Raw genomic sequence first — 19,623 nt, 5'->3', positions numbered from 1 at the left:
GGCTGGGCCGCTGCGGATCATGGCGGGGGCCGGGCTCGACGTCCTCGAGCGGGCGGACCTGATCGTCGTACCGGGGCGCAATGATTCAACGGCTCGTACGTCGCCGGAGGTGCTGACCGCGCTTCGGGCGGCGGCGGATCGGGGTGCGCGGCTGGCGTCGATCTGTGTGGGTGCGTTCAGCTTGGCTGAGGCCGGGCTGCTGGATGGGAAGGTCGTGACGACGCATTGGCTCGCCGCTGATCGGCTGGCGCGGGAGTATCCGTCGGTCGAGGTCGATCCGGATGTTCTCTACACCGACAACGGATCGATCCTGACGTCGGCCGGGGCGTCTGCGGGGATCGACATGTGTCTGCATGTGGTCGAGAGGGACTACGGTGTCGCGGTCGCGGCGGATGCGGCGCGGCTGGCGGTGGCGCCGCTGCACCGTACGGGTGGGCAGGCGCAGTACATCCTTCGCAATCGGCCGACGCAGCACACGGCGAATCTCGAGCGCGTGCTGGAGTGGATCGAGGAGAACGCCCATCGCCGGCTGGCTCTCAGCGACATCGGCGCGGCTGCGGGGATGAGTGTGCGGACGGTGGCGCGACGGTTTACCGAGGAGACCGGGCAGAGCCCGATCCAGTGGCTGACCGGCGTCCGGATCAGGCATGCCCAGGAGCTCCTCGAGACCACCGACTACACCGTCGAGCGGATCGCGGACAAGGTCGGCTTCCCGACCGCAAGCAACTTCCGCACGCTCTTCGCACAGACGGTCGGAGTGAATCCTGGCGCCTACCGCCGCACCTTCCGACCGCCTGCGTCGGCCGCTACGCGCAGGGACCTTCTAGTGCCTACAGGCCGGTGAGCCATTCTTCGAAGGATGGACCGGCGAGTTTGGCGTGTGGCCCAGGCAGTAGGCCGTCGCCGGCCAGGAGGTCGCGATCGGGGTCGTCGGGGGTACTGACCTCGTTGACCTTGGCCGGCCCGCCGCGGCGTGCTGCCAGCAGTTGGGCCACGTCAACGAGCCTTTCGACCCGCGGTCCTGCGACTTCTGGGAAGGCCGTCCCGGGGTCGGCGGGGTTCACCGCCAGGTCGGCGAGGACCTCGGCGACGGTCCGGGCAGCGACGAGCTGCGTGCGCATCGCCGGGACGGAGGCGGTGTCACCTTGGGTGCCCCAGGCAAGGAATTGCTCGACGAACTCGTGGAACTGGGCCGCGCGCACGATCAGCGCCGGAATCGGTCCGTTGAGCAGGGCTTGCTCCTGGACCACCTTGGCCGCGTAGTAGCCACCGAACCCGCCGCCCGAACCGGGGGCACCGCTGAACCGGTCGCAGCCGATGATCGAGACGCCCAGAATACGTCGTACGCCGGCTTGTTGACCGGCCTTGAGGAGGTTGTGTGCGGACGCGAGGAAGAACTCGGTCGCCTCGTCCTTGTCGGGCGAAGCCCCGGTGGCAGCGTCGACGACGGTATCCACACCCGCCAAGGCGTCCTCCAGCCCTTTGCCGCTGACCAGGTCGACGCCGTTCGAGCGCGAGATCGAGACGACCTGGTGCCCGGAGCTCTCCAGCAGGTCGACCAGGTGGCTGCCGAGGTGACCCGTTCCGCCAGTGACCGCAAACTTCTGCTGTGTGTTCATCCGCCGCCGGTATCCATCGCGACAGCTCCCAAACGGGTCGCTGTCAACGGCGGAGGTGACTCGTGACGACCACTGCGATCTCGAACAGGGCTATCGCCGTACCGAGAGATGCTGCGAACAGACCGAGCCGTGAGGTTCCGATCATCGCCAGTGATACCGCCGCGCTCAGGCAGACAATGAAGGCGCCGACTGCAGCTGCTACGTCCAACCAGTCGCGGCGGGACCTCATCAGCGATCACCTTGCCTAGCGCGGGAACGGCCGGTCAGCGGGCCGATGCGATGAGCTGTCGGTCGCTGACTACACCCCAGTGCCCACTGGGAGCGGAGCTGAAGCGCGACTTTCGGTGGTCAGGTATGTCCAGAAGTACGACGGCTTGCGGACGGCGGCTGGCTAGCGTCGTCGGCATGGGATATTCCAGGCGGCAGATGTTGGGAATCGTGCCGGTGGCGGCAGTGTCCGCGGCTTGGCCGGGGGTGGCGGCGGCCGTGCGGCCGGATGGTGGGGCGGTGCTGATTCGGGACGTGCGGATCTTCGACGGTCGGCGGATGCTGGACGGTCGGCGGTCGGTGCTGATCCGTGATGGGGTGATCGCGGCAATCGGCGACCGTGGTCTGGTTGGTGACGGTATGAAAGTGGTCGACGGCCGGGGTGGGACGTTGCTGCCCGGGCTGATCGAGAGTCATGTGCATACGTTCGAAGGCAGTTCGGCGGATGCGCTGCGGTTCGGGGTAACGACGGAGCTGGAGATGTTCGGCGAGCCCGGTCAGCTCGCGGTAGCGAAGCAGCGGAGGCGGTCGCGGAAGCGGGTGACGGCGGCCGACCTCTGGTCCGCGGGGAACGGCGTGACCGTACCGGGCGGGCATCCGGTCAACCCGGGGTACGAGTTCCCGCGGGTCCTGCCCGAGACCGACCTGGACCGCTTCGTCGCCGACCGCCTGCAGGAGGGGTCGGACTACCTCAAGTTCGTGTACGAACCGGGCGATCCGCCGGACCGGCCGCTGCCGTCGCTGAGTCTGGAGCAGGTGACCGCGACGATCCGGGCAGCGCATCGCCGAGGGCGGCTCGCGGTCGGGCATGTGGAGAAACTCAAGCTGTACGTCGAAGCTGTCCTGGCCGGCGCCGATGGGATCGTGCACGTGCCGTACAACGCGGTGGCCAGCGCCGCCGAGGTCGAGACCATCCGGCAGACCGGCAGTTTCGCCGTACCGACGCTCTCGGTCGTCGACTGGGGTCTCGGCGCGAAGTCGCTCCTCGCCGACGACCGGATCACCCCTTGGCTGAGCCCGACCCAGCAGTACCTGCTCTCCCAGGAACCGCCGGACCGCCCCGGCCGACCGGACTTCCTCGGCATCGCGTCAGCTAACGTACGTCGCTTCCACGCGGCCGGCATCCCCGTCCTCGCCGGTGCCGATGCGCCGGTCCGCGCGAACGTGAGTGGTGCCAGCCTGTTCACCGAGCTTGAGCATCTGGTCCGAGCCGGCCTCACCCCGGCCGAGGCCCTCACCGCCGCGACTGCCGCGCCGGCCCGCCACTTCCGCCTGACCGACCGAGGCCGCATCACGCCGGGCCGCCGCGCCGACCTCGTCCTGACCACCGACGACCCGACTCAGGACATCACCAACCTCCGCACCCTGCACACCATCTGGAAGAACGGCCACCAGGTCGATCGCACCCCACCGCCGGAGGAGGAGAGCTAGCGGTTGGTACGGCGTTCCAGCGCGTCGATGACGGTTGGGCAGATGTCGACGCCGTACAGCCTCTCGATGCTCTGAACGCCGCCCGGGCTCTCCGCGTTGATCTCCACCACCTTGCTGCCGATCACGTCGATGCCGACGAAGAACATGCCGTCGGCAACGAGTTTCTCGCTCATCGCCTCGATGATGCCGCGTTCGGCGGCGCCGATCTCGAGCGGGACGGGGTGCCCGCCGGTGCTGATGTTGGCCCGCGGGTCGTTCCCGGTCGGGACCCGGCGGAACGCGGCCGGCTTGCCGTCGCACTCGAGCAGCCGGCCCTCGAGCAGGAAGATCCGGGCGTCGCCGTCCTCGCCGCCGTCGACGAACTCCTGCGCGATCGCATAGCCGTCCTCGAGCACGGCCTCCGTCATCTGGGCGAGGTTCGCCTCGTCCTGGTCCTCGATCATGAACACGTTCCGGCCCTTGGATCCGTACAGCGGCTTGACGACGCAGTGGCCGACCTCAGCGGCGAATTGTTCGATCGCTTCCGGGTCGCGGGTCACCAGCGACCGCGGCCGGATCTTGGCCGGGAACTCCTCGAGGTAGAGCTTGCTCGTGGCGCGGCCGAGACACGAAGGATTGTTCACCACAGTGACGCCGCGAGACTCGAGCAGTTGGCCGAAGACCACGCCCAGCGGGCTGGCCCACGGCCGGTCCCGCAGATCGTCGATCGATTCGTTGCGCAGGAACAGGGCATCGAGATCATCCAGCACGAGCCGCTCGGCGTCGCGCTCCTTGATGCGGTCCATGAAGGTCGCGAGTGTGTCGTCATCCTGAAACTCCGCGGCCCGGGCCCGGGCCGTCAGCTCCCCGTCGCCCGGACCGGCATCGACATCGCCGACACCGACGTACCAAACCTGATGACCACCCTGTACGGCGGCCCGGGCGAGGCGCGTGGTCGTGTATTCGTCGATCTCGGTCGGGACATCGTTGACGAAGAAGGCCAGTTTCATGCCGCAACCCCTTCGTACAGGTCGGTGACCGAAGCCCCCGCGCGCAGTCTGTCCAGGCGCTCCTGAGCGCCGGGCACCTCCAGCCACCGCGGCCGGACCCACGGCTCTACGAGGACGCCACGGTCGAGCAGGTCCTGGATCAGCGGGACGTGGTCCAGGGCGAGCTTGCCGACGAAGAGCGGGTCGAGGCTGTTGCCTTCAGCAAGTGTTTCGAGGATGCGGGTGATCCCGCGCAGGTAGATCGCGTCCTTCACGGAACCGCCACCGACGACGACCCGGATCGCGATCGACCAGGCCGTCTTGGTCGGGATCCGGTGATCCGCCCGGAGCGATTCGAAGATGTCCAGGAACTCCACACCTTCAAGCATCTTGCCCACGGCAACCACTCTGGCCGCGAGCACCCGGAGCCGCCGCGGATCCAGTCCACCGGCCAGGTACTCGGCGAGAACGGCAAGGCCCTCCTGGGTCTCGTCGTACCCAGGCAGCCCGATCTTCAGCAGGGTCAGCGGTTGCCGGGCACCGTTCTGGTAGGTGACGACATGGGTTCCGACCTCGTGGTGCAGCAGGGGCTCGACCCGGTCCGCGCGGATGGCGGCGGTCTCGGGGATGAGCAGCCGGCCGAACGAGACCATCAGCTCGGACACGTCCTCGCGCACCTCGACGTAGGCCGGGAAGTCCGGATAGACCGCCTGGTATCGATCGAACTCCTCCTGCGCCGCCTGGGCGAACGCACCGGCCGTGACACTGCGACTACTGGGAGCCTGCGGCGGGATGAGCTTGAGCAACTCCTCCGCCGCGGCCGCGAGCGGCGGCGCCACCTCGCCGTACAGCTGCAATGAGCCATACACGAACCGTGACGTGTCACGGTCCTCCAGGATCGTGATCTCGCGTGCGATCTCGTCCCGCTTCGCCCGGAAGAGCGTGTGCAACGCAGGATCGTCGATCTTCTCGATCTCGAGGTCGTACAGCTGACGCCGTACCAGGTCAGGCTCGAACTCCAGCGGCCGCAGCCGCAACGTAGGCGCCGACCCGAAGTCCCCCCGCTCGAAGTCCGCCCACGCCTCCGCCGCGTTGACCGGCGTCAGATTGAGCAAAAGATCCAGCCTCCGCTCGATCGCCGTCAGTTCACCATCAATCTCAACAGCCGCCCCCAGCCGCTGATCCGAAGCAGTCATCCACCGCCCGTACCCACCAACAAGCACCGACAACCCGGCTCGGCTCGAGCGGGCGGCGATGAGAAAGCATTTTGTTTAATTGCGTTGGATTGTGTGGTCAGTCGGAGAGGAGGGCCGAGAGTTGGGGGGAGTAGGCGCGGTGCAGGACGAGGGCTGCGCCGCCGACGACGGCGGCGTCGGCTCCGAGGGGGGAGAGGACCACGTCGACGCCTCGGATGTGCCTGGACATCGCGCGGGTGGCCACGGCTTGGCGGGCGGTTTCGGCGTAGCGGTCGCCGATGTGGCGGATGCCGTGGCCGCCGAGGACGACCAGGTCCACGTCGGTCACGTTGACGACGTTCACGACCGTGGTGGCGACGCGGTCGGCCGCTTGCGCGAGGACGCCGGCGGCCAGCGGGTCGTTAGCCTCTGCCGCGTCGTGGATCGCCAGGACGTCGACGGTGGCGGGGGCGATGCGGAATCGTTCGGCCAGCGTGCTCGGGCTGCCGGCGATGAGCCTGCGGTGGGTCTCGGCGACGATCGCGGCCGGGCGGGCCACGGTCTCCAGGCAGCCGCGGTTGCCGCAGTAGCACTCCAGCCCATCCGGTACGACGGAAGTGTGGCCGAACTCGGCCGCGTTGAACGATCCACCTCGGTAAACCTGCTGGTTCAGGATCAGGCCGCCACCGATGCCCGTACCGAAGAAGAAGTAGGCGAAATTGGCGACGCTGCGACCGGCTCCGGCCCAGCGCTCGCCGATGGCGGCGGCGGAAGCATCGTTGTCCAGGGTCACGGTCATGCCGGTGGCGTCGCTCAGCAGCTGCTTGATCGGGACCCGGTTCCAGTGCGCCAACTGCGGTGGCGAGACCACCGTCCCGTGTTCCTGGTCGATCGGTCCTGGGCTGGCCAGGCCGAGCCCGAGGACACGGTCGGGACGGACTGCGGCCAGCCCGAGAACCTCCTGGACCAGGCTCGCCATCGACGCGATGACCTCGTCCGGATCGGCGCCTGCCGGTGTCGGCAGCCGCTTGGTGACGAGTGGCCGGCCGCGCAGATCCACGGCGACGCAGGCGAGCTCCGCGGGATCGAAATGCAGTCCGATCGCGCATCCCGCGTCGGCATTGATGCGCAGGATCGTGCGCGGCTTGCCGGAGCTGTTCACCCGGCTGGCGCCGTCCTCGCGCACGATGCCCTCGTCGAGCAGCCGGCGGACGATCCCCGAGACGGCCTGGGGAGTGAGGCCGGTGTGCTGGGCGATCTCCTGCCGGCTGATGCCGTCGGCCCGCTGGATCTGCTCCAGCACCACCGCCTGGTTGTACCGCCCGACCTTGGGGAGGTTCGTACCTGCTTGTCGCACCCGTTGCCCTCCAGATCACTGATCGACGCCAGTCTCCCGCAGAGTGTTGACGAAGTAAATCAATTGGATTTACTGTCCTCGCCAGGATGAGGTCGCGACACCCAGGAGTCCCGGAGACAGTGATGCCGATGCAAAGCCCTGCCCGATGAGCGCCGCTCCGGTGCTGCTCGAGATGCGCTCGATCACCAAGACGTTCCCCGGTGTGAAGGCGCTGGCCGACGTGAACCTGGTGGTCCGCGAGGGCGAGATCCACGCCATCTGCGGGGAGAACGGCGCCGGGAAGTCGACGCTGATGAAGGTGCTCAGCGGCGTCTACCCGTACGGCGACTACAGCGGCGAGATCCGGTACCGGGGCGAGGAGGCCCGGTTCGGCGACATCCGGGCCAGCGAGAACTCCGGGATCGTGATCATCCACCAGGAGCTGGCGCTGATTCCCGGGATGTCGATCACCGAGAACATCTTCCTCGGCAACGAGCCACGCAAGGGCGTCGCGATCGACTGGAAGACCGCTCAGCGCCGCGCGCTGGAGCTGATGAAGCTGGTCGGCCTCAAGGAAGACCCTGACACGCTCATCAAGGACATCGGCGTTGGCAAGCAGCAGCTGATCGAGATCGCCAAGGCGTTCGCGAAGGACGTCAAGCTGCTGATCCTGGACGAGCCGACCGCCGCGCTGAACGAGTCCGACTCGCAGCAGTTGCTGGACCTGCTGCGCGAGTTCAAGACCCAGGGCATCACCTCGATCATCATTTCGCACAAGCTGAACGAGATCGAGGCGATCGCCGACTCGATCACCATCCTGCGCGACGGGAAGACGATCGAGACCCTCGACGTCAAGGCCGACGGGGTGAACGAGGACCGGATCGTGCGCGGCATGGTGGGCCGCGACATGAGCAGCCGGTTCCCCGACTACACCCCGAACGTCGGCGAGGTCTTCTTCGAGGTCCGCGACTGGACCGTCCGGCACCCGATCGCCCATGACCGGCTGGTGTGCAAGCAGGCCAACTTCTCGGTACGGCGGGGTGAGGTGGTCGGATTCGCCGGCCTGATGGGCGCCGGGCGGACCGAGCTCGCGATGAGCCTGTTCGGCCGGTCCTACGGCACCTGGCTGAGCGGCCAGGTCTTCAAGGACGGCCGGCAGATCCAGCTGCGGACGGTGTCCGAGGCCATCGAGAACGGCCTGGCCTACGTGAGCGAGGACCGCAAGGCGATCGGTCTCAACCTGCTCGATGACATCAAGACCTCGATCGTGGCGGCCAAACCGGCCAAGATCGCGCGCCACGGCGTCATCGACGAGGTGGCCGAGCACCGGGTCGCCGAGGAGTACCGGCAGGAGCTGCGGATCAAGACACCGTCGGTCGACGAGGGCATCTCGAAGCTCTCCGGCGGGAACCAGCAGAAGGTCGTGCTGGCCAAGTGGATGTTCACCGATCCGGACCTGCTGATCCTCGACGAGCCGACCCGCGGGATCGACGTCGGGGCCAAGTTCGAGATCTACGGGATCATCCACCGGCTCGCCGAGCAGGGGAAGGGTGTCGTGGTGATCTCCTCGGAACTGCCCGAGCTGATCGGCCTGTGCGACCGCATCTACACCGTGTTCGAAGGAACCATCACCGGTGAGGTCGCCCGCGCGGACGCCGATCCCGAACGCCTGATGAAGCAGATGACCACTACGAAGAAGATGCCGGTGTGATGAGCGGACTCCAAGACCTCAAGAAGAACCTCTTCGGAGGGACCACCTCTGTCGGCCGCCAGTTCGGCATGATCTTCACCCTGGTGGCGATCGTCCTGCTGTTCCAGGTGCTGACCGACGGTCTCACGCTGACCTCGGGCAACCTGATCGCGGTGGTCAGCCAGTACTCCTACATCCTGATCCTCGCGATCGGCATGCTGATGGTGATCGTTGCCGGACACATCGACCTGTCAGTCGGGTCGGTGGCCGCGTTCACCGGGATCGTGGTCGCGAAGGCAATCCAGAACTTCGACGTACCGTGGCCGCTGGGGATCGTGCTGGGCCTGGTGGTCGGCGCGCTCATCGGTGCCTGGCAAGGCTTCTGGGTCGCCTACATCGGCGTACCGGCGTTCATCGTGACGTTGGCCGGCATGCTGTTGTTCCGCGGTGGCAATCAATTCATCGGCAACGCGGACACCGTCCCGGTCCCGGAGGGGTTCCGCACGATCGGCGCGGGCTACCTGCCCGAGGTCGGGCCGGCCACGGGCTACAACAACCTGACTCTGCTCCTCGGCCTGATCGGTTGTCTCGCAGTGGCGTGGCGCGAGTGGCAGGCCCGGCGTACCCGGCAGGAGATGGGCGCGGAGCCCGCTCCGCTGTGGATCTCGGGTGTGCGGCTCGCCGTGATGGTGGGCGTCATCATCTTCGCCACCCTGCGGTTCGCCGGCGGGCGGGTCGGCACCAGCTTGCCGGTGTCGGGCATCATCCTGATCGGCCTTGTGCTCATCTACTCGTTCTACACGCGCAACACCGTGTCCGGACGGCGGATCTACGCGGTCGGCGGCAACGCACGCGCTGCCGAGCTGTCCGGCGTGAAGCTGCAGCGGGTCAACTTCTTCGTGATGACCAACATGGGGATCCTCGCAGCCCTGGCCGGCATGATCTTCGTCGCGCGGTCGGCGGCCTCCGGCCCGCAGGACGGTCTGAGCTGGGAGCTCGACGCGATCGCGGCCGTGTTCATCGGCGGCGCCGCGGTCTCCGGCGGGCTGGGGACCGTCAGCGGCTCGATCGTCGGCGGTCTGGTGATGGCCCTGCTCAACAACGGCCTGCAGCTGATGGGCGTCGGCGTCGACCTGGTCCAGATGATCAAGGGCCTGGTGCTGCTGTTCGCCGTCGCACTCGACGTCTACAACAAGAGCCAAGGACGGTTCTCCGTCATCGATTCGATCACACGTCCGTTCCGGCGGGAGGGACCGCCCGCAGCGCCGGTCCCGGCCGATGTGTCCCGGCCGAACGACAAGACCCCGGCCGCCAGCTGAGGTATCCACACGCCCGCGAAAGCGGACACTCCCGCCGACCTGGTACGGCGGGAGCCCACGAAAGGTATCCACGATGTACAAGTTCCTCACCAAGGCGGTCGCGGTCGGTTCCGTCGCCGTACTCGCTCTCGGCGCCGCGGCCTGCGGCAACACCCGCGAGGGCGAAGGCACCTCCGGCGATGCGCCGAAGGGCTTCGCGGCGGACTCCCTGATCGGGGTCGCCCTGCCATCGAAGACGTCGGAGAACTGGGTGCTGGCCGGTGACCTGTTCACCAACGGCCTCAAGGAAGCGGGCTTCAAGTCCGACGTCCAGTACGCCGGTGCTTCGACGACTGTCGCCGACCAGCAGGGCCAGATCTCGTCCATGGTCACCAAGGGCGCGAAGGTGATCGTGATCGGCGCGACCGATGCCGCGCAGCTGTCCACCCAGGTGAAGCAGGCCAAGGAGTCCGGCGCGGTCGTCATCGCCTACGACCGGCTCATCACCAACACCGGTGACCTGGACTACTACATCGCGTTCGACAACTTCAAGGTCGGCCAGCTGCAGGGCCAGGCCCTGCTGGACGGCATGAAGGCCAAGAAGGCGACCGGCCCGTGGACCATCGAGCTGTTCTCGGGCTCGCCCGACGACAACAACTCCGCGGTCTTCTTCAACGGTGCGATGGACGTCCTGAAGCCGCTGATCGACAAGGGTGAGGTCGTCGTCGGCTCCGGTCAGAAGGACATCAAGCAGACCGCCATCCAGGGCTGGAAGGCCGAAGGCGCTCAGCAGCGGATGGACTCGCTGCTGACCTCGACGTACACCAGCAATAAGACCCTGGACGGCGTCCTCTCGCCGAACGACACCCTCGCCCGGGCGATCCTGACCTCGGTCAAGGGCGCCGGCAAGCCGACCCCGGTCGTCACCGGTCAGGACTCCGAGGTCGAGTCGGTCAAGTCGATCATGGCCGGCCAGCAGTACTCGACCATCAACAAGGACACCCGCAAGCTGGTCGCCGAGACCATCACCATGATCAAGGCCCTGCAGACCGGCGGCACTCCGCAGGTCAACGACACCAAGACCTACAACAACGGTGTCAAGGTCGTCCCGTCCTTCCTGCTCCCGCCGGTCATCGTGACGAAGGCCAACGCAGCCGAGGCGTACGCGAACGACCCGAAGCTCGCCCCGCTCACGAAGTAACTCTGTACGGCGCCCGCCTGGCTCTTCAGGCGGGCGCCTTTCCGTCTCGGCCGGGATCTGTGTCGAATCTTGACGATTCGCTGACCGGACCATGACGTGCGGTGTGCCACCTTGGGGTCTGTGCTGGTTCTCCTGGTTGAAGATGATCCCGCGATCGCGGGCGCCTTGTCCGACGGGCTGCCTCGGTACGGTTTCGAGGTCCGGCACGTGACCACCGGTGCGGAGGCGCTGGCCTCGCACCCGGCGGCCGGGGTGGTGCTGCTCGATCTGGGACTACCTGATGCCGACGGCATCGATATCTGCCGCCGGATCCGGGCGGTCAGCGACGTACCGTTGATCATCATCACTGCCCGCTCGGACGAGATCGAGCGGGTTGTGGGGCTCGAGATCGGGGCGGACGACTACGTGTCGAAGCCGTTCGGGTTGCGCGAGCTGGTGGCGCGGATCCGCGCGGTCACGCGGCGTACGGCGGTGCGGGATCAGGCTGTCACGGCGACGCCGGTGGACACTCAGCAGCTCGGCGCGATGACGCTTGATCGAGCGGCCCGGCGGGTGTTCGTGGCCGGTGCGGAGGTCTCATTGACACCGAGGGAGTTCGATCTGCTCGCGTTGCTGGCGTCACGGCCGGGAGCCGTTCATACCAGGGAGCAATTGATCGAGGAGGTCTGGGACAGCAACTGGTTCGGATCCACTCGCACGCTGGACGTGCACGTCGGTTCGCTGCGCAAGAAGCTCGCCGGGGCGATCGACGTACAGACGGTTCGTGGTGTCGGCTTCCGGCTTGAGCAGGACGGCGGATGAAGCTTCGGCTGGTCGCGAGCTATGTGGTCTTGGTGGCCATCGCCTTGGCGCTGTTCACCATTCCGGTCGCGGCGAGTTCGGCGTCGATCTTGCGGTCGACGCTGGAGCAGACGGCTGAGCGAGAGGCGAGGTTGTTCGCTCCGCTGGTCGTCCGGACGGATCCGGCCGCCAGGCAGGCGATCGTCGACCGGACTCGGGACTTCGAGAGTGCGACCGGTTCACAGGTTCGGTTGATCTCGGCCAGGGGGAACGACGTACAGGTCAATCAGGCGTTGGCCGGGGGAGATCCGGGTCCGCGCTGGAGTGCCGATGCGGTGAGCGTCGTGCTGCCGGTCAAATCGGGCAGCCGCACCGTCGCCGCCGTACAGATCGTCTCGCCGGCGAGGGAGGTCAACGCGCAGATTGCGCAGATCTGGCGGTTCCGGCTGCTCACCGGTGGTGGGGTATTGCTGGCGGCGAGCGCGATCGCCGTACTGATTGCCAGCACGATTGCCCGGCCGCTCAAGCGTCTCGATGCCGTGGCTCGCCGCATCGGCGAGGGCGACTATTCGGCCCGCGCCGAGACCAAGGGGGCGCCCGAGATCGCGACGCTGGCGCGGACGCTCAACAACAGTGCTCGGCAAACGGATGCGCTGTTGGGTTCGCAACGGGCGTTCGTTGCCGATGCCTCCCACCAGCTTCGTACGCCGCTCGCTGCCATGCGACTGACTCTCGACAACATCCGCGACACCAGTGACGACCCGCAGCTGAGTGAACGGATCGCTACCGTCGACGCCGAGATCCACCGGATGAGCCGGATGGTCGAGGGGCTGCTCACCCTGGCCCGCGCCGAGTCCACCACGACCGCGGCGCAGTGCGTCGACCTTGCGGAGGTGGTCGATGCCCGCAGCTCGACCTGGTCCGCTGCGATGGACGATGCCGGGGTCACCCTGCACGTCGACGTCGAACGGCCTTGCAAGATCACCGCGACTCCGGGCGCGATGGAGCAGGTCCTCGACAACATTCTCAGCAACGCTCTCACCGCTGCGCCCGCCGGCAGCAGCGTCGTACTGCGGGCCCGCCGCCATGGCTCGGTCGTTGACCTCGTGATCCGCGATCAGGGGGCTGGGATGACCGACGAGCAGCGCGGTCGCGCCTTCGATCGATTCTGGCGAGCTGGTCCGCCCGGCACTGGGACCGGCCTCGGGCTCGCGATCGTCCGCCAGCTGGTCGAACATGACGCCGGGACCGTTGAGCTGCGGCCCGCGGAGGGCGGCGGACTCGACGTACGGATCAGTCTGGGCGCCTGGCAACCGCCTGCCAAACGCTGACGCGATCCTGCTGTAATCCACACCCTTTCTTGGCTGATCGTTGCATGGCGCAACGGAAGTCTGGAGGCATCGAGAACGCCACCAGCCAAGGAGAAACTCAGTGAGGAACCCCACCGCCCGCCGCGTCCAGCTCGTAGCAGTCGCTCTTCTCGCGACGACCGCACTGACCGCACTGACCGCCTGCAGCAGCGCCGACGCCGCCACGGCGGCCAGGCCGACGACGCAGGAGATTACCGCCCTGTTCGACCAGTGGAACACCGCGCTGAAGGGCGACGCTCAGGGCGTGGCCGACCTGTACGCCGACAACGGCGTACTGCTGCCGACGCTGAGCCCCGTCGTCCGCACCGACCGCGAACAGATCAAGGAATACTTCGTCGAGGACTTCCTGCCCAAGAAGCCGACCGGGACGATCACCGAGTCCCACGTCCGCGTCATCGACGAGGACTCGGCCAGCCACAGCGGCAACTACACCTTCACCCTGACTGACAAGGACGGCGACCAGACCAAGGTCGACGCCCGATTCACCTACATCTACGAAAAGATCGACGGCAAGTGGCTGATCACCGAACACCACTCGTCCGTCACTCCGGACAAGCCCTGACCCGTTGCCCTCGGCCCCTGCCTTCAGAGGTGGGGGCGCAGGCGGGAGCGGGCCAGGACGGCCTGGATCCGGTCCGGGAGGCAGAGTTTGGCCAGCACGCTGGAGACGTGGACCTTGACGGTGCTTCGGCTGATGACGAGGCGTTCGGCGATCTCCTGGTTGGACAGGCCGAGGGCGACGAGGTCGAAGACTTCGCGTTCCCGGTCGGTCAGGTGTTGCAGCGCTTGCAGGAGGGCTTGGTCTTCGGCGCTGGGGAGGTCGGGGCGGAGGGCTTCGATCAGGCGGGTGGTTGTTTCCGGGGCCAGTACTGAGTTGCCTGCGGCAACGACGCGGATGCCGTCGCGGAGACGCTCGCTCGGGGCGTCCTTGAGGAGGAATCCACTCGCGCCTGCCTGGAGAGCGGCGTACACGTAGCTGTCGAGGTCGTAGGTGGTGAGGATGAGGACGCGCGTGCGGGGGCTGGCTGCCACGATCCGGCGGGTGGCCTCGATGCCGTCGAGGACCGGCATCCGGATGTCCATGAGGACGACGTCGGGGGAGTGGAGCTGAGCGGCCTCGATCGCTTCCCGGCCGTTGCCCGCGACGGCAACGACCTCGAGGTCGGGCGCCACATCGACCAGACGGCTGAGGGCTTCGCGCAGGAGCTCCTCGTCGTCGCAGACCACGACCCGTACGGCGGCGGTCACGAGCCACCGCCCGAGCGGACCGGCTGGCGGAGGGGCAGCGTGGCGTAGACGGCGAAGCCGGTCTTCGTGGGGCCCGCGTGCAGCGTCCCGCCGAGCAGCTCGACGCGCTCGCGCAACCCCACCAGGCCGGTACCGCGCGCGGTCCGCGTCTGACGGCGGTCGCGGGGTAGTTCGTTCACGACCTCGATCTCCAGGGCTCCTGTCAGGTAGGTCAGGCGGACGTTCGTCGGTACGGCGCCGGCGTGCTTCGCCACGTTGGTCAGGGATTCCTGGACGACTCGGTAGGCGGCGAGTTCGATACTCGTGTCTGCCTGCCGCACCTCGCCTTGGCGGTCGACGGTGACCTGCGGTCCGCTCGACGGAATCCGGTCGACGAGTTCGTCGAGCTGGTTCAGGTCGGGTGGCGGACGCAGTTCGTCGGGGGTCTCGGTGCGCAGTACGCCGAGGAGTCGGCGCAGCTCGGCGAGCGAATCCCGGCCGGTGTCGGCGACGCGGTACAGGGTCTGCCTCGCGGCGGCCTCGTCACCGGTCTCCGCGCCGGCCTCGGCATCGAGCACCATCCGGGTGACGGAGTGGTTGAGGATGTCGTGCAACTCCCTGGCGAGTAGCGCCCGCTCTCGATCCGCGGCTCGTTGCTCAGCGACGGCCCGCTCCTCGGCCAGCCGGCTGGAGGTCTCGCGCAGTTCGGAGATGCGTGAGCGTTGCGAAGCCTCGAACCGGCCGCTGATCCAGAAGCCGATGAAGCACATCACCATCGCGCCGGCCATCGGCAGCATCCTGGTGTTGCCGATCGACAGAGCCACCGCGACCGCGCAGTAGCCGAGGCCGGCCGACAATGCGACGATTCGCCCGCGCCGGTCGGCCCAGGAGGCCGCGTAGTACGCGGCGATGATGACGCCGAAGGTCAGCACGTTGCCGCCCGCGAAGAAGATGCCGGCCTCCAGCGCGATGATCACGAGCATCATCGCGGCGGGGAAGCGGCGGGCCCAGGTCAGCGCGATAGCCTGGGCCAGTCCGCCGACCAGCGCGACCACACCCGCGGAGTCGAAGCGCTGGAAGTTGACCACCGCGGCCAGGAGCGGGAAGGTGGCCGTGACCAGGTGGTTGACTTGGGCAACCGACAGCGGCACCGGCCGGAGCCGGCGCCTGTGGGCGGTCAGGCCCACTGCCACGTGTCGCGTCGACGCCCCGGCCTGGTCCTCCACCACAGATACCCTCCCAGCGGTACGACGGCCGCCAACGGCAGCAGGCCTACTGCCCAGGCTAGTGCCCCAGGCGGTCCCGGACGGCTGCCGACCGGGACTTCGAGTACGCCGGTACCGGGACCGTCCGGTCCGGCGAGGGTGAACTCGAAGCGCCAGATACCGGGCTGGTTGAGGGCGACAATGTCGAAGCCCCACTGGTCGAGTGCTCTCGGATGCCGGGCGAGCTCGGTGCCGTCATCCGTGGACTGCTGCTGCGGCCGTAACACTTCGCCGTCCGGCGCGACGGGCTTCAGGCTGGCTTTGAGTCCGGTGATGCCCTGCTGGGTTTCGAACAGGAAGTCGAGTGAGCGTTCGGAACGCAGGGGCCATCGGCTGAACGAGGTGCGGACTTGGTAGGGGCCGACTGTGGTGAGTTCGGTGTGCACGATGTCGAGTGGTTCGGCCTCTGTGCCTCGAGCATAGGCTGGTGTGACTCCGGATGTTGCGGCGAGGAATGCGGCAAGGGCTAACAGGATGCGCTTAGACATGGCTCAGTTCCTTACTTTCCTGGGTCGCCGCGGCCCGGCCGAGGCTTCCCAGCTGCCAGCCGATCCGTGCGGCCAGCGCGCCGACGAGCGGACCGGCGACGAGGGTGAGCGGATCGGGTTCGAAGACCGGGACGATGAAGTAGCCGAGGGCAACCAAGGTGCCCGCGACCGCACCGAGCATGGGGACGACGGTCTTGGGGGCCCAGTTGCGCCGTACAGCGAAATGCATGCCCACGGCAAAGGCCAGTGCTGCCAACGGCGTCGCCATCGGGAAGGTGATCGGCATCACCGGGACGCCGACCACATAATCACGCAACCCCAGCCCGAGCGATTCGGCGTACAGCTTGGTGGCAGGCATCGGGAAGACCCACAGGACGACCTGTACGACGGTGTACGTCGCGGCGATCATCGCCACGGCCTTGGGGCTCCGGAGTGCGCCGGCGGTCGCCGCGACCAGGATCACCGCCACGGCAGTGATGGCGAGTACGACGGAGTGGATGCCGGGGAGGGGCGGGGTCGAATAGGCAAGGAACACCAGCGACGCAAGGGATGCTGCGACGGCCGCGGCCAGGCCGAACCTGCCGGATGCACTGCGACGCATCATCATGAACGCCAGTGTCAGGCCGACCGTGTCGAACAGGCTCATCAACGACATCGCCACATGCGGAGGCGAGGTCGGTGTCACGTCGAAGCCGTAGACCGTGTGCCACCACAGATCCGCCAGGCCGTAGAGCAGTCCGACGGCGGCCGCCGTACCGCAGAGGAGGAAGGGCAGTGGTGCGCGGAAGACGCGCAGTACGGTGATGGCCCCTGCTCGGTCTGCTGCTCGGGTGGTCAGGAGTACGACGGCCAGTGCGGTGGTGCCGCTGATCGCCGAGCCCAGGTACATGACGAGGTGGGGGAGCGTGAAGAACGTGTCGGGCCCGACATCGGAGTGCCATTGGATGTCCCAGACGAGACCGACGCCGGCGACGGTTGTGCCGAGCAACAACAGCCAGGCGCCGACGCGTTCTCGGCGTGGTGGTTCGTTGATCATGCGGTTCCCTTCAGCTCTTCACGGAGGCGGTGATGGTGATCGTGTCGGCGCCCAGCCGGACGGTGAGTTCCCAGGTCCCGGGCATGGCGAACAGCTCGCCGTGGCCGCGGTAGTGGCCGTCGGCGGCGCGCTGGGCAGTCAGTGGCGTGGTCGCGTGACCCATGCCTGGCATGCCGGGTTCGAGAGTGATCGCGTCGAATTGCGTCGTACTTCCGTCCGTGACCGCTAGCTCGAACTCGACGGGGCCGGTGGTGAGTTCCTTGAGCTTCAGCTGGACGGTGTGCTGGTCGGATCGGCCGGTGAGGGTTGTTGCCTCGTCGGCCGGCCAGAGGAGGAAGGCGGCGCCGGCGCAGATCACCACGGCGGTGATCAGGAGCGCCAGCGGCCGGGCAAGGCGGGTCATGGTTGTCCTTTCGCGACGTCGATCGTGAGCGGCACGGTGTGGATCCGGAACGCTCGGGCGAACTGCACCCACACGAGATAGCGGCCAGGTGCCGGGAAGGTGTAGGTGAACCGGAGCGTCGGGCCTTCCCGGGCGACGGTCTCGTCCTGCAGGGGCGCTTTTGTGGCAGATCGCCGGGCTTGGGCGGCCATCGAGGTCAGCTCGTGGACATGGCCGAAGAAGTTGCCCGAGGCATCACGGATGACCAGGTGACCGGCCATGCCGAGCCAGGGCTGCAGATCCCGCACGGGCCGCCCGTTCGCACTGACCTCTGCCTGGATCGTGACCGGCCTGCCCGCAACCACGTGCCTCGGAGACAACGCCACCTGTACGTCAACCCCGTCGTCTTTGGCTTGCGGTGGGAGCTGGGCCCCGGCCACCTGGAAGCTCCCACTGACCAGTTGCGCTCCACTGTCCGCGCGCTCGAATTCGGCGTACAGGAGGTGCTTGCCGGGAGTGCGGACGGACAGCCGGACGGTCAGTACGCCGGGTGCCGTGCGGACCGGATGGACGTGCCTGAACTCGCGCCCGGCCTGACTGGTGATGACCGTGTGGATCAGAGCTGCGTGATGGGCGACCAGATCGTCGGCGGGGCGGCCCGAGCTGCCGTCGGTGAGGCTCAGGACGAGATCGAACTCCTGTCCCGTCCGGGGGTTCGCTGGTTGGGTGCTCAGCCGGAGATTCACGTAGGGACGGCCGTTGGGTGCTGAACCGTCGGCGGCGTCGGCTCGCAGCCCTGTCGTCGGTGGCGCTCCGTCAGGTACGGCGGGCGGCAGATCCTTCGAGAGCCCAGCTGTCGTCGCGGCCACGACCAAGGCGAGGACCGCCCCAACGGCCTGCGGTACGGCGAGTGCCCGGATCGACGACCGGCGGAGCACCGCGCTGCCGAGGCTGGTGATCATCAGCAGCCCCGCGGCCGCGAACCCGCCGTACGTGATGATCTCCCAGGTCGCGAGGCGATCGACAAGGACCCGGAACGGGATGGTCGCGTGTTGATCGCCGGCGCGGAGCTCGAGAACCTGCTCGCCGGCTCGCTCGACGTGGAGGGTCGCGGCCTGTACGCCGGGGGAGACGAGCTTCAGGTGTGCGTTGTGCGGCTGGCCGGCGATGGCGAGCGTCAACGTTGTCGGCCGGACCGGGGTGTGCGCGAAGACCTCCACCTGCAACGGCCCCGGAACCTCCGGCGTCCGCCGCAGCACGATCGTGAGATCGTTCCCCGCAAACGTCTGCGCCAGCTGCAGATCCGCCGTCGGGCTCACCCCGTGGGCCTGTGCGGGCAGCGGCGATGCCATGGCAATGACGAGGACGACCATCAGGACGACCCATTTCCGCAGCTGTTTTCGCACACCCGTGACGCTACGGACCACCCGCCGCCCGGACATAGGCCGAGCGGACCGACTTCCCTAGTACCGGAGAACTAGTTCCCTCGGGCGCTGCGGAACCTCACGGGTCTTCTTATGGGTTGGTACGTCGCCAGGGTGACGGTGCGCTCGGATGCGGCCGGCAACCTACGGCAGTGGCCGCTCGCCGCTGCGGCCGATTTACAGTGGAAGTGTGGCTGGGCAGGTCTATGGCTGAGGTGGATGGTGCGGTCGGCGACCATGGTCTCCGTCGCCTGTGCTTCCGGGCTGTGGTTGCTGCCGACAACAATGAGGCCAGTCAGCTGACCCGCCGCGGTGGTTGAAGGTCCGTGCCCCGCTGCCACAACGTCCGAGGAACCCGCAGGGCGTGGTCTCCGCCTCGCCGGACGTCATCCACAGCCCCCGGCTAACGTCCGAAGGATCGGAGGGCCGGCCTCCGGATGTTCGGACGTTAGCCATGGGTGCCAGCTAATGTCCGAAGGATCGGAGGGCCGGTCTCCGGATGTTCGGACGTTGATCGCGGGTGTCAGCTAATGTCCGAGGGATCGGAGGGCCGGTCTCCGGATGTTCGGACGTTGATCGCGGGTGTCAGCTAATGTCCGAGGGATCGGAGGGCCGGTCTCCGGATGTTCGGACGTTGATCGCGGGTGTCAGCTAATGTCCGAGGGA

19 protein-coding genes are annotated in these 19,623 nt (G+C 67.5%); 8 read left to right on the top strand and 11 right to left on the bottom strand.

Features of this window, described 5'->3' with window-relative positions; all coding sequences use genetic code 11:
- On the top strand, nucleotides 1–844 hold an 844-nt coding region (locus E1261_RS29485), incomplete at its 5' end, for a GlxA family transcriptional regulator (RefSeq protein WP_132412246.1).
- On the opposite strand, the gene E1261_RS29480 is transcribed toward E1261_RS29485, so the two are convergent.
- Together E1261_RS29480 and E1261_RS29475 are read right to left on the bottom strand one after the other, a co-directional pair.
- Nucleotides 831–1,619 carry an SDR family oxidoreductase gene (locus tag E1261_RS29480; protein ID WP_132412244.1) on the bottom strand — a complete coding sequence of 263 codons (789 nt, stop codon included), beginning with the start codon at nucleotides 1,617–1,619 and terminating at the stop codon, nucleotides 831–833. The genes E1261_RS29485 and E1261_RS29480 overlap by 14 nt on opposite strands.
- Before the next feature lie 43 nt (nucleotides 1,620–1,662).
- Complete coding sequence (locus E1261_RS29475; RefSeq protein WP_132412242.1) at nucleotides 1,663–1,848, bottom strand: hypothetical protein; 186 nt, start codon at nucleotides 1,846–1,848, stop codon at nucleotides 1,663–1,665.
- 176 nt (nucleotides 1,849–2,024) lie between these two features.
- Here E1261_RS29475 and E1261_RS29470 point away from each other — a divergent pair, with 176 nt between their 5' ends.
- Nucleotides 2,025–3,317: an amidohydrolase family protein gene (locus E1261_RS29470; protein WP_202875138.1), complete on the top strand. Its 1,293-nt coding sequence runs from the start codon at nucleotides 2,025–2,027 to the stop codon at nucleotides 3,315–3,317.
- Here E1261_RS29470 and E1261_RS29465 read toward each other — a convergent pair.
- From E1261_RS29465 to E1261_RS29455, 3 genes are all read right to left on the bottom strand, one after another.
- On the bottom strand, nucleotides 3,314–4,306 hold the full coding sequence (locus E1261_RS29465; RefSeq protein WP_132412240.1) for an ATP-grasp domain-containing protein: 993 nt from the start codon (nucleotides 4,304–4,306) through the stop codon (nucleotides 3,314–3,316). The two genes, E1261_RS29470 and E1261_RS29465, sit on opposite strands and share 4 nt — an antisense overlap.
- A complete protein-coding gene (locus E1261_RS29460) occupies nucleotides 4,303–5,481 on the bottom strand; it encodes a peptidase MATCAP family protein (protein WP_132412238.1) in 1,179 nt (392 codons plus the stop codon). Before E1261_RS29460 ends, E1261_RS29465 begins: the two co-directional genes overlap by 4 nt.
- Before the next feature lie 97 nt (nucleotides 5,482–5,578).
- Entirely contained in the window at nucleotides 5,579–6,817 is a 1,239-nt protein-coding gene (locus E1261_RS29455; RefSeq protein WP_132412236.1) for an ROK family transcriptional regulator, read from the bottom strand.
- Nucleotides 6,818–6,962: 145 nt separating this feature from the next.
- Between E1261_RS29455 and mmsA the strand changes: the two genes are divergently transcribed.
- The 6 genes from mmsA to E1261_RS29425 all read left to right on the top strand — a co-directional run bounded on the left by mmsA (nucleotide 6,963) and on the right by E1261_RS29425 (nucleotide 13,697).
- Nucleotides 6,963–8,507 carry a multiple monosaccharide ABC transporter ATP-binding protein gene (gene mmsA, locus E1261_RS29450; RefSeq protein ID WP_132412234.1) on the top strand — a complete coding sequence of 515 codons (1,545 nt, stop codon included), beginning with the start codon at nucleotides 6,963–6,965 and terminating at the stop codon, nucleotides 8,505–8,507.
- Nucleotides 8,507–9,805 (top strand): multiple monosaccharide ABC transporter permease, encoded by a 1,299-nt coding sequence (mmsB, locus tag E1261_RS29445; RefSeq protein WP_132412232.1) that lies wholly within the window; start codon nucleotides 8,507–8,509, stop codon nucleotides 9,803–9,805. Before mmsA ends, mmsB begins: the two co-directional genes overlap by 1 nt.
- 73 nt (nucleotides 9,806–9,878) lie before the next feature.
- Nucleotides 9,879–10,985 (top strand): substrate-binding domain-containing protein, encoded by a 1,107-nt coding sequence (locus E1261_RS29440; protein WP_132412230.1) that lies wholly within the window; start codon nucleotides 9,879–9,881, stop codon nucleotides 10,983–10,985.
- Between the two features lie 120 nt (nucleotides 10,986–11,105).
- Nucleotides 11,106–11,786 (top strand): response regulator transcription factor, encoded by a 681-nt coding sequence (locus E1261_RS29435; RefSeq protein ID WP_132412228.1) that lies wholly within the window; start codon nucleotides 11,106–11,108, stop codon nucleotides 11,784–11,786.
- Entirely contained in the window at nucleotides 11,783–13,096 is a 1,314-nt protein-coding gene (locus E1261_RS29430) for a sensor histidine kinase (RefSeq protein ID WP_132412226.1), read from the top strand. Before E1261_RS29435 ends, E1261_RS29430 begins: the two co-directional genes overlap by 4 nt.
- A gap of 100 nt (nucleotides 13,097–13,196) precedes the next feature.
- The gene (locus tag E1261_RS29425; RefSeq protein ID WP_202875131.1) at nucleotides 13,197–13,697 is read left to right on the top strand and encodes an SgcJ/EcaC family oxidoreductase; all 501 of its coding nucleotides are present in this window, start codon (nucleotides 13,197–13,199) and stop codon (nucleotides 13,695–13,697) included.
- A 23-nt stretch (nucleotides 13,698–13,720) separates the two neighbouring features.
- Here E1261_RS29425 and E1261_RS29420 read toward each other — a convergent pair whose 3' ends face one another.
- The 6 genes from E1261_RS29420 to E1261_RS29395 are packed head-to-tail and all read right to left on the bottom strand — an operon-like array spanning nucleotide 13,721 to nucleotide 18,939.
- Nucleotides 13,721–14,383 (bottom strand): sigma-70 family RNA polymerase sigma factor, encoded by a 663-nt coding sequence (locus E1261_RS29420; RefSeq protein ID WP_132412224.1) that lies wholly within the window; start codon nucleotides 14,381–14,383, stop codon nucleotides 13,721–13,723.
- Nucleotides 14,380–15,591: a sensor histidine kinase gene (locus E1261_RS29415; RefSeq protein WP_132412222.1), complete on the bottom strand. Its 1,212-nt coding sequence runs from the start codon at nucleotides 15,589–15,591 to the stop codon at nucleotides 14,380–14,382. The genes E1261_RS29420 and E1261_RS29415 overlap by 4 nt, the downstream gene beginning before the upstream one ends.
- A complete protein-coding gene (locus E1261_RS29410; RefSeq protein ID WP_132412220.1) occupies nucleotides 15,540–16,115 on the bottom strand; it encodes a hypothetical protein in 576 nt (191 codons plus the stop codon). The genes E1261_RS29415 and E1261_RS29410 overlap by 52 nt, the downstream gene beginning before the upstream one ends.
- Complete coding sequence (locus E1261_RS29405; protein WP_132412218.1) at nucleotides 16,108–17,151, bottom strand: hypothetical protein; 1,044 nt, start codon at nucleotides 17,149–17,151, stop codon at nucleotides 16,108–16,110. The genes E1261_RS29410 and E1261_RS29405 overlap by 8 nt, the downstream gene beginning before the upstream one ends.
- A 10-nt stretch (nucleotides 17,152–17,161) precedes the next feature.
- Nucleotides 17,162–17,554, bottom strand: a complete 393-nt coding sequence (locus E1261_RS29400) for a FixH family protein (protein ID WP_132412216.1) — start codon at nucleotides 17,552–17,554, stop codon at nucleotides 17,162–17,164.
- Entirely contained in the window at nucleotides 17,551–18,939 is a 1,389-nt protein-coding gene (locus E1261_RS29395) for a hypothetical protein (RefSeq protein WP_132412214.1), read from the bottom strand. The genes E1261_RS29400 and E1261_RS29395 overlap by 4 nt, the downstream gene beginning before the upstream one ends.
- Between the last annotated feature and the right edge of the window lie 684 nt (nucleotides 18,940–19,623).

The organism is Kribbella albertanoniae (genome assembly GCF_004348455.1).
GTDB classification, from domain to species: Bacteria; Actinomycetota; Actinomycetes; order Propionibacteriales; family Kribbellaceae; genus Kribbella; species Kribbella albertanoniae.
Note: the sequence above shows the minus strand (reverse complement) of the source record. Positions and strands in the feature narration are given on the sequence as shown.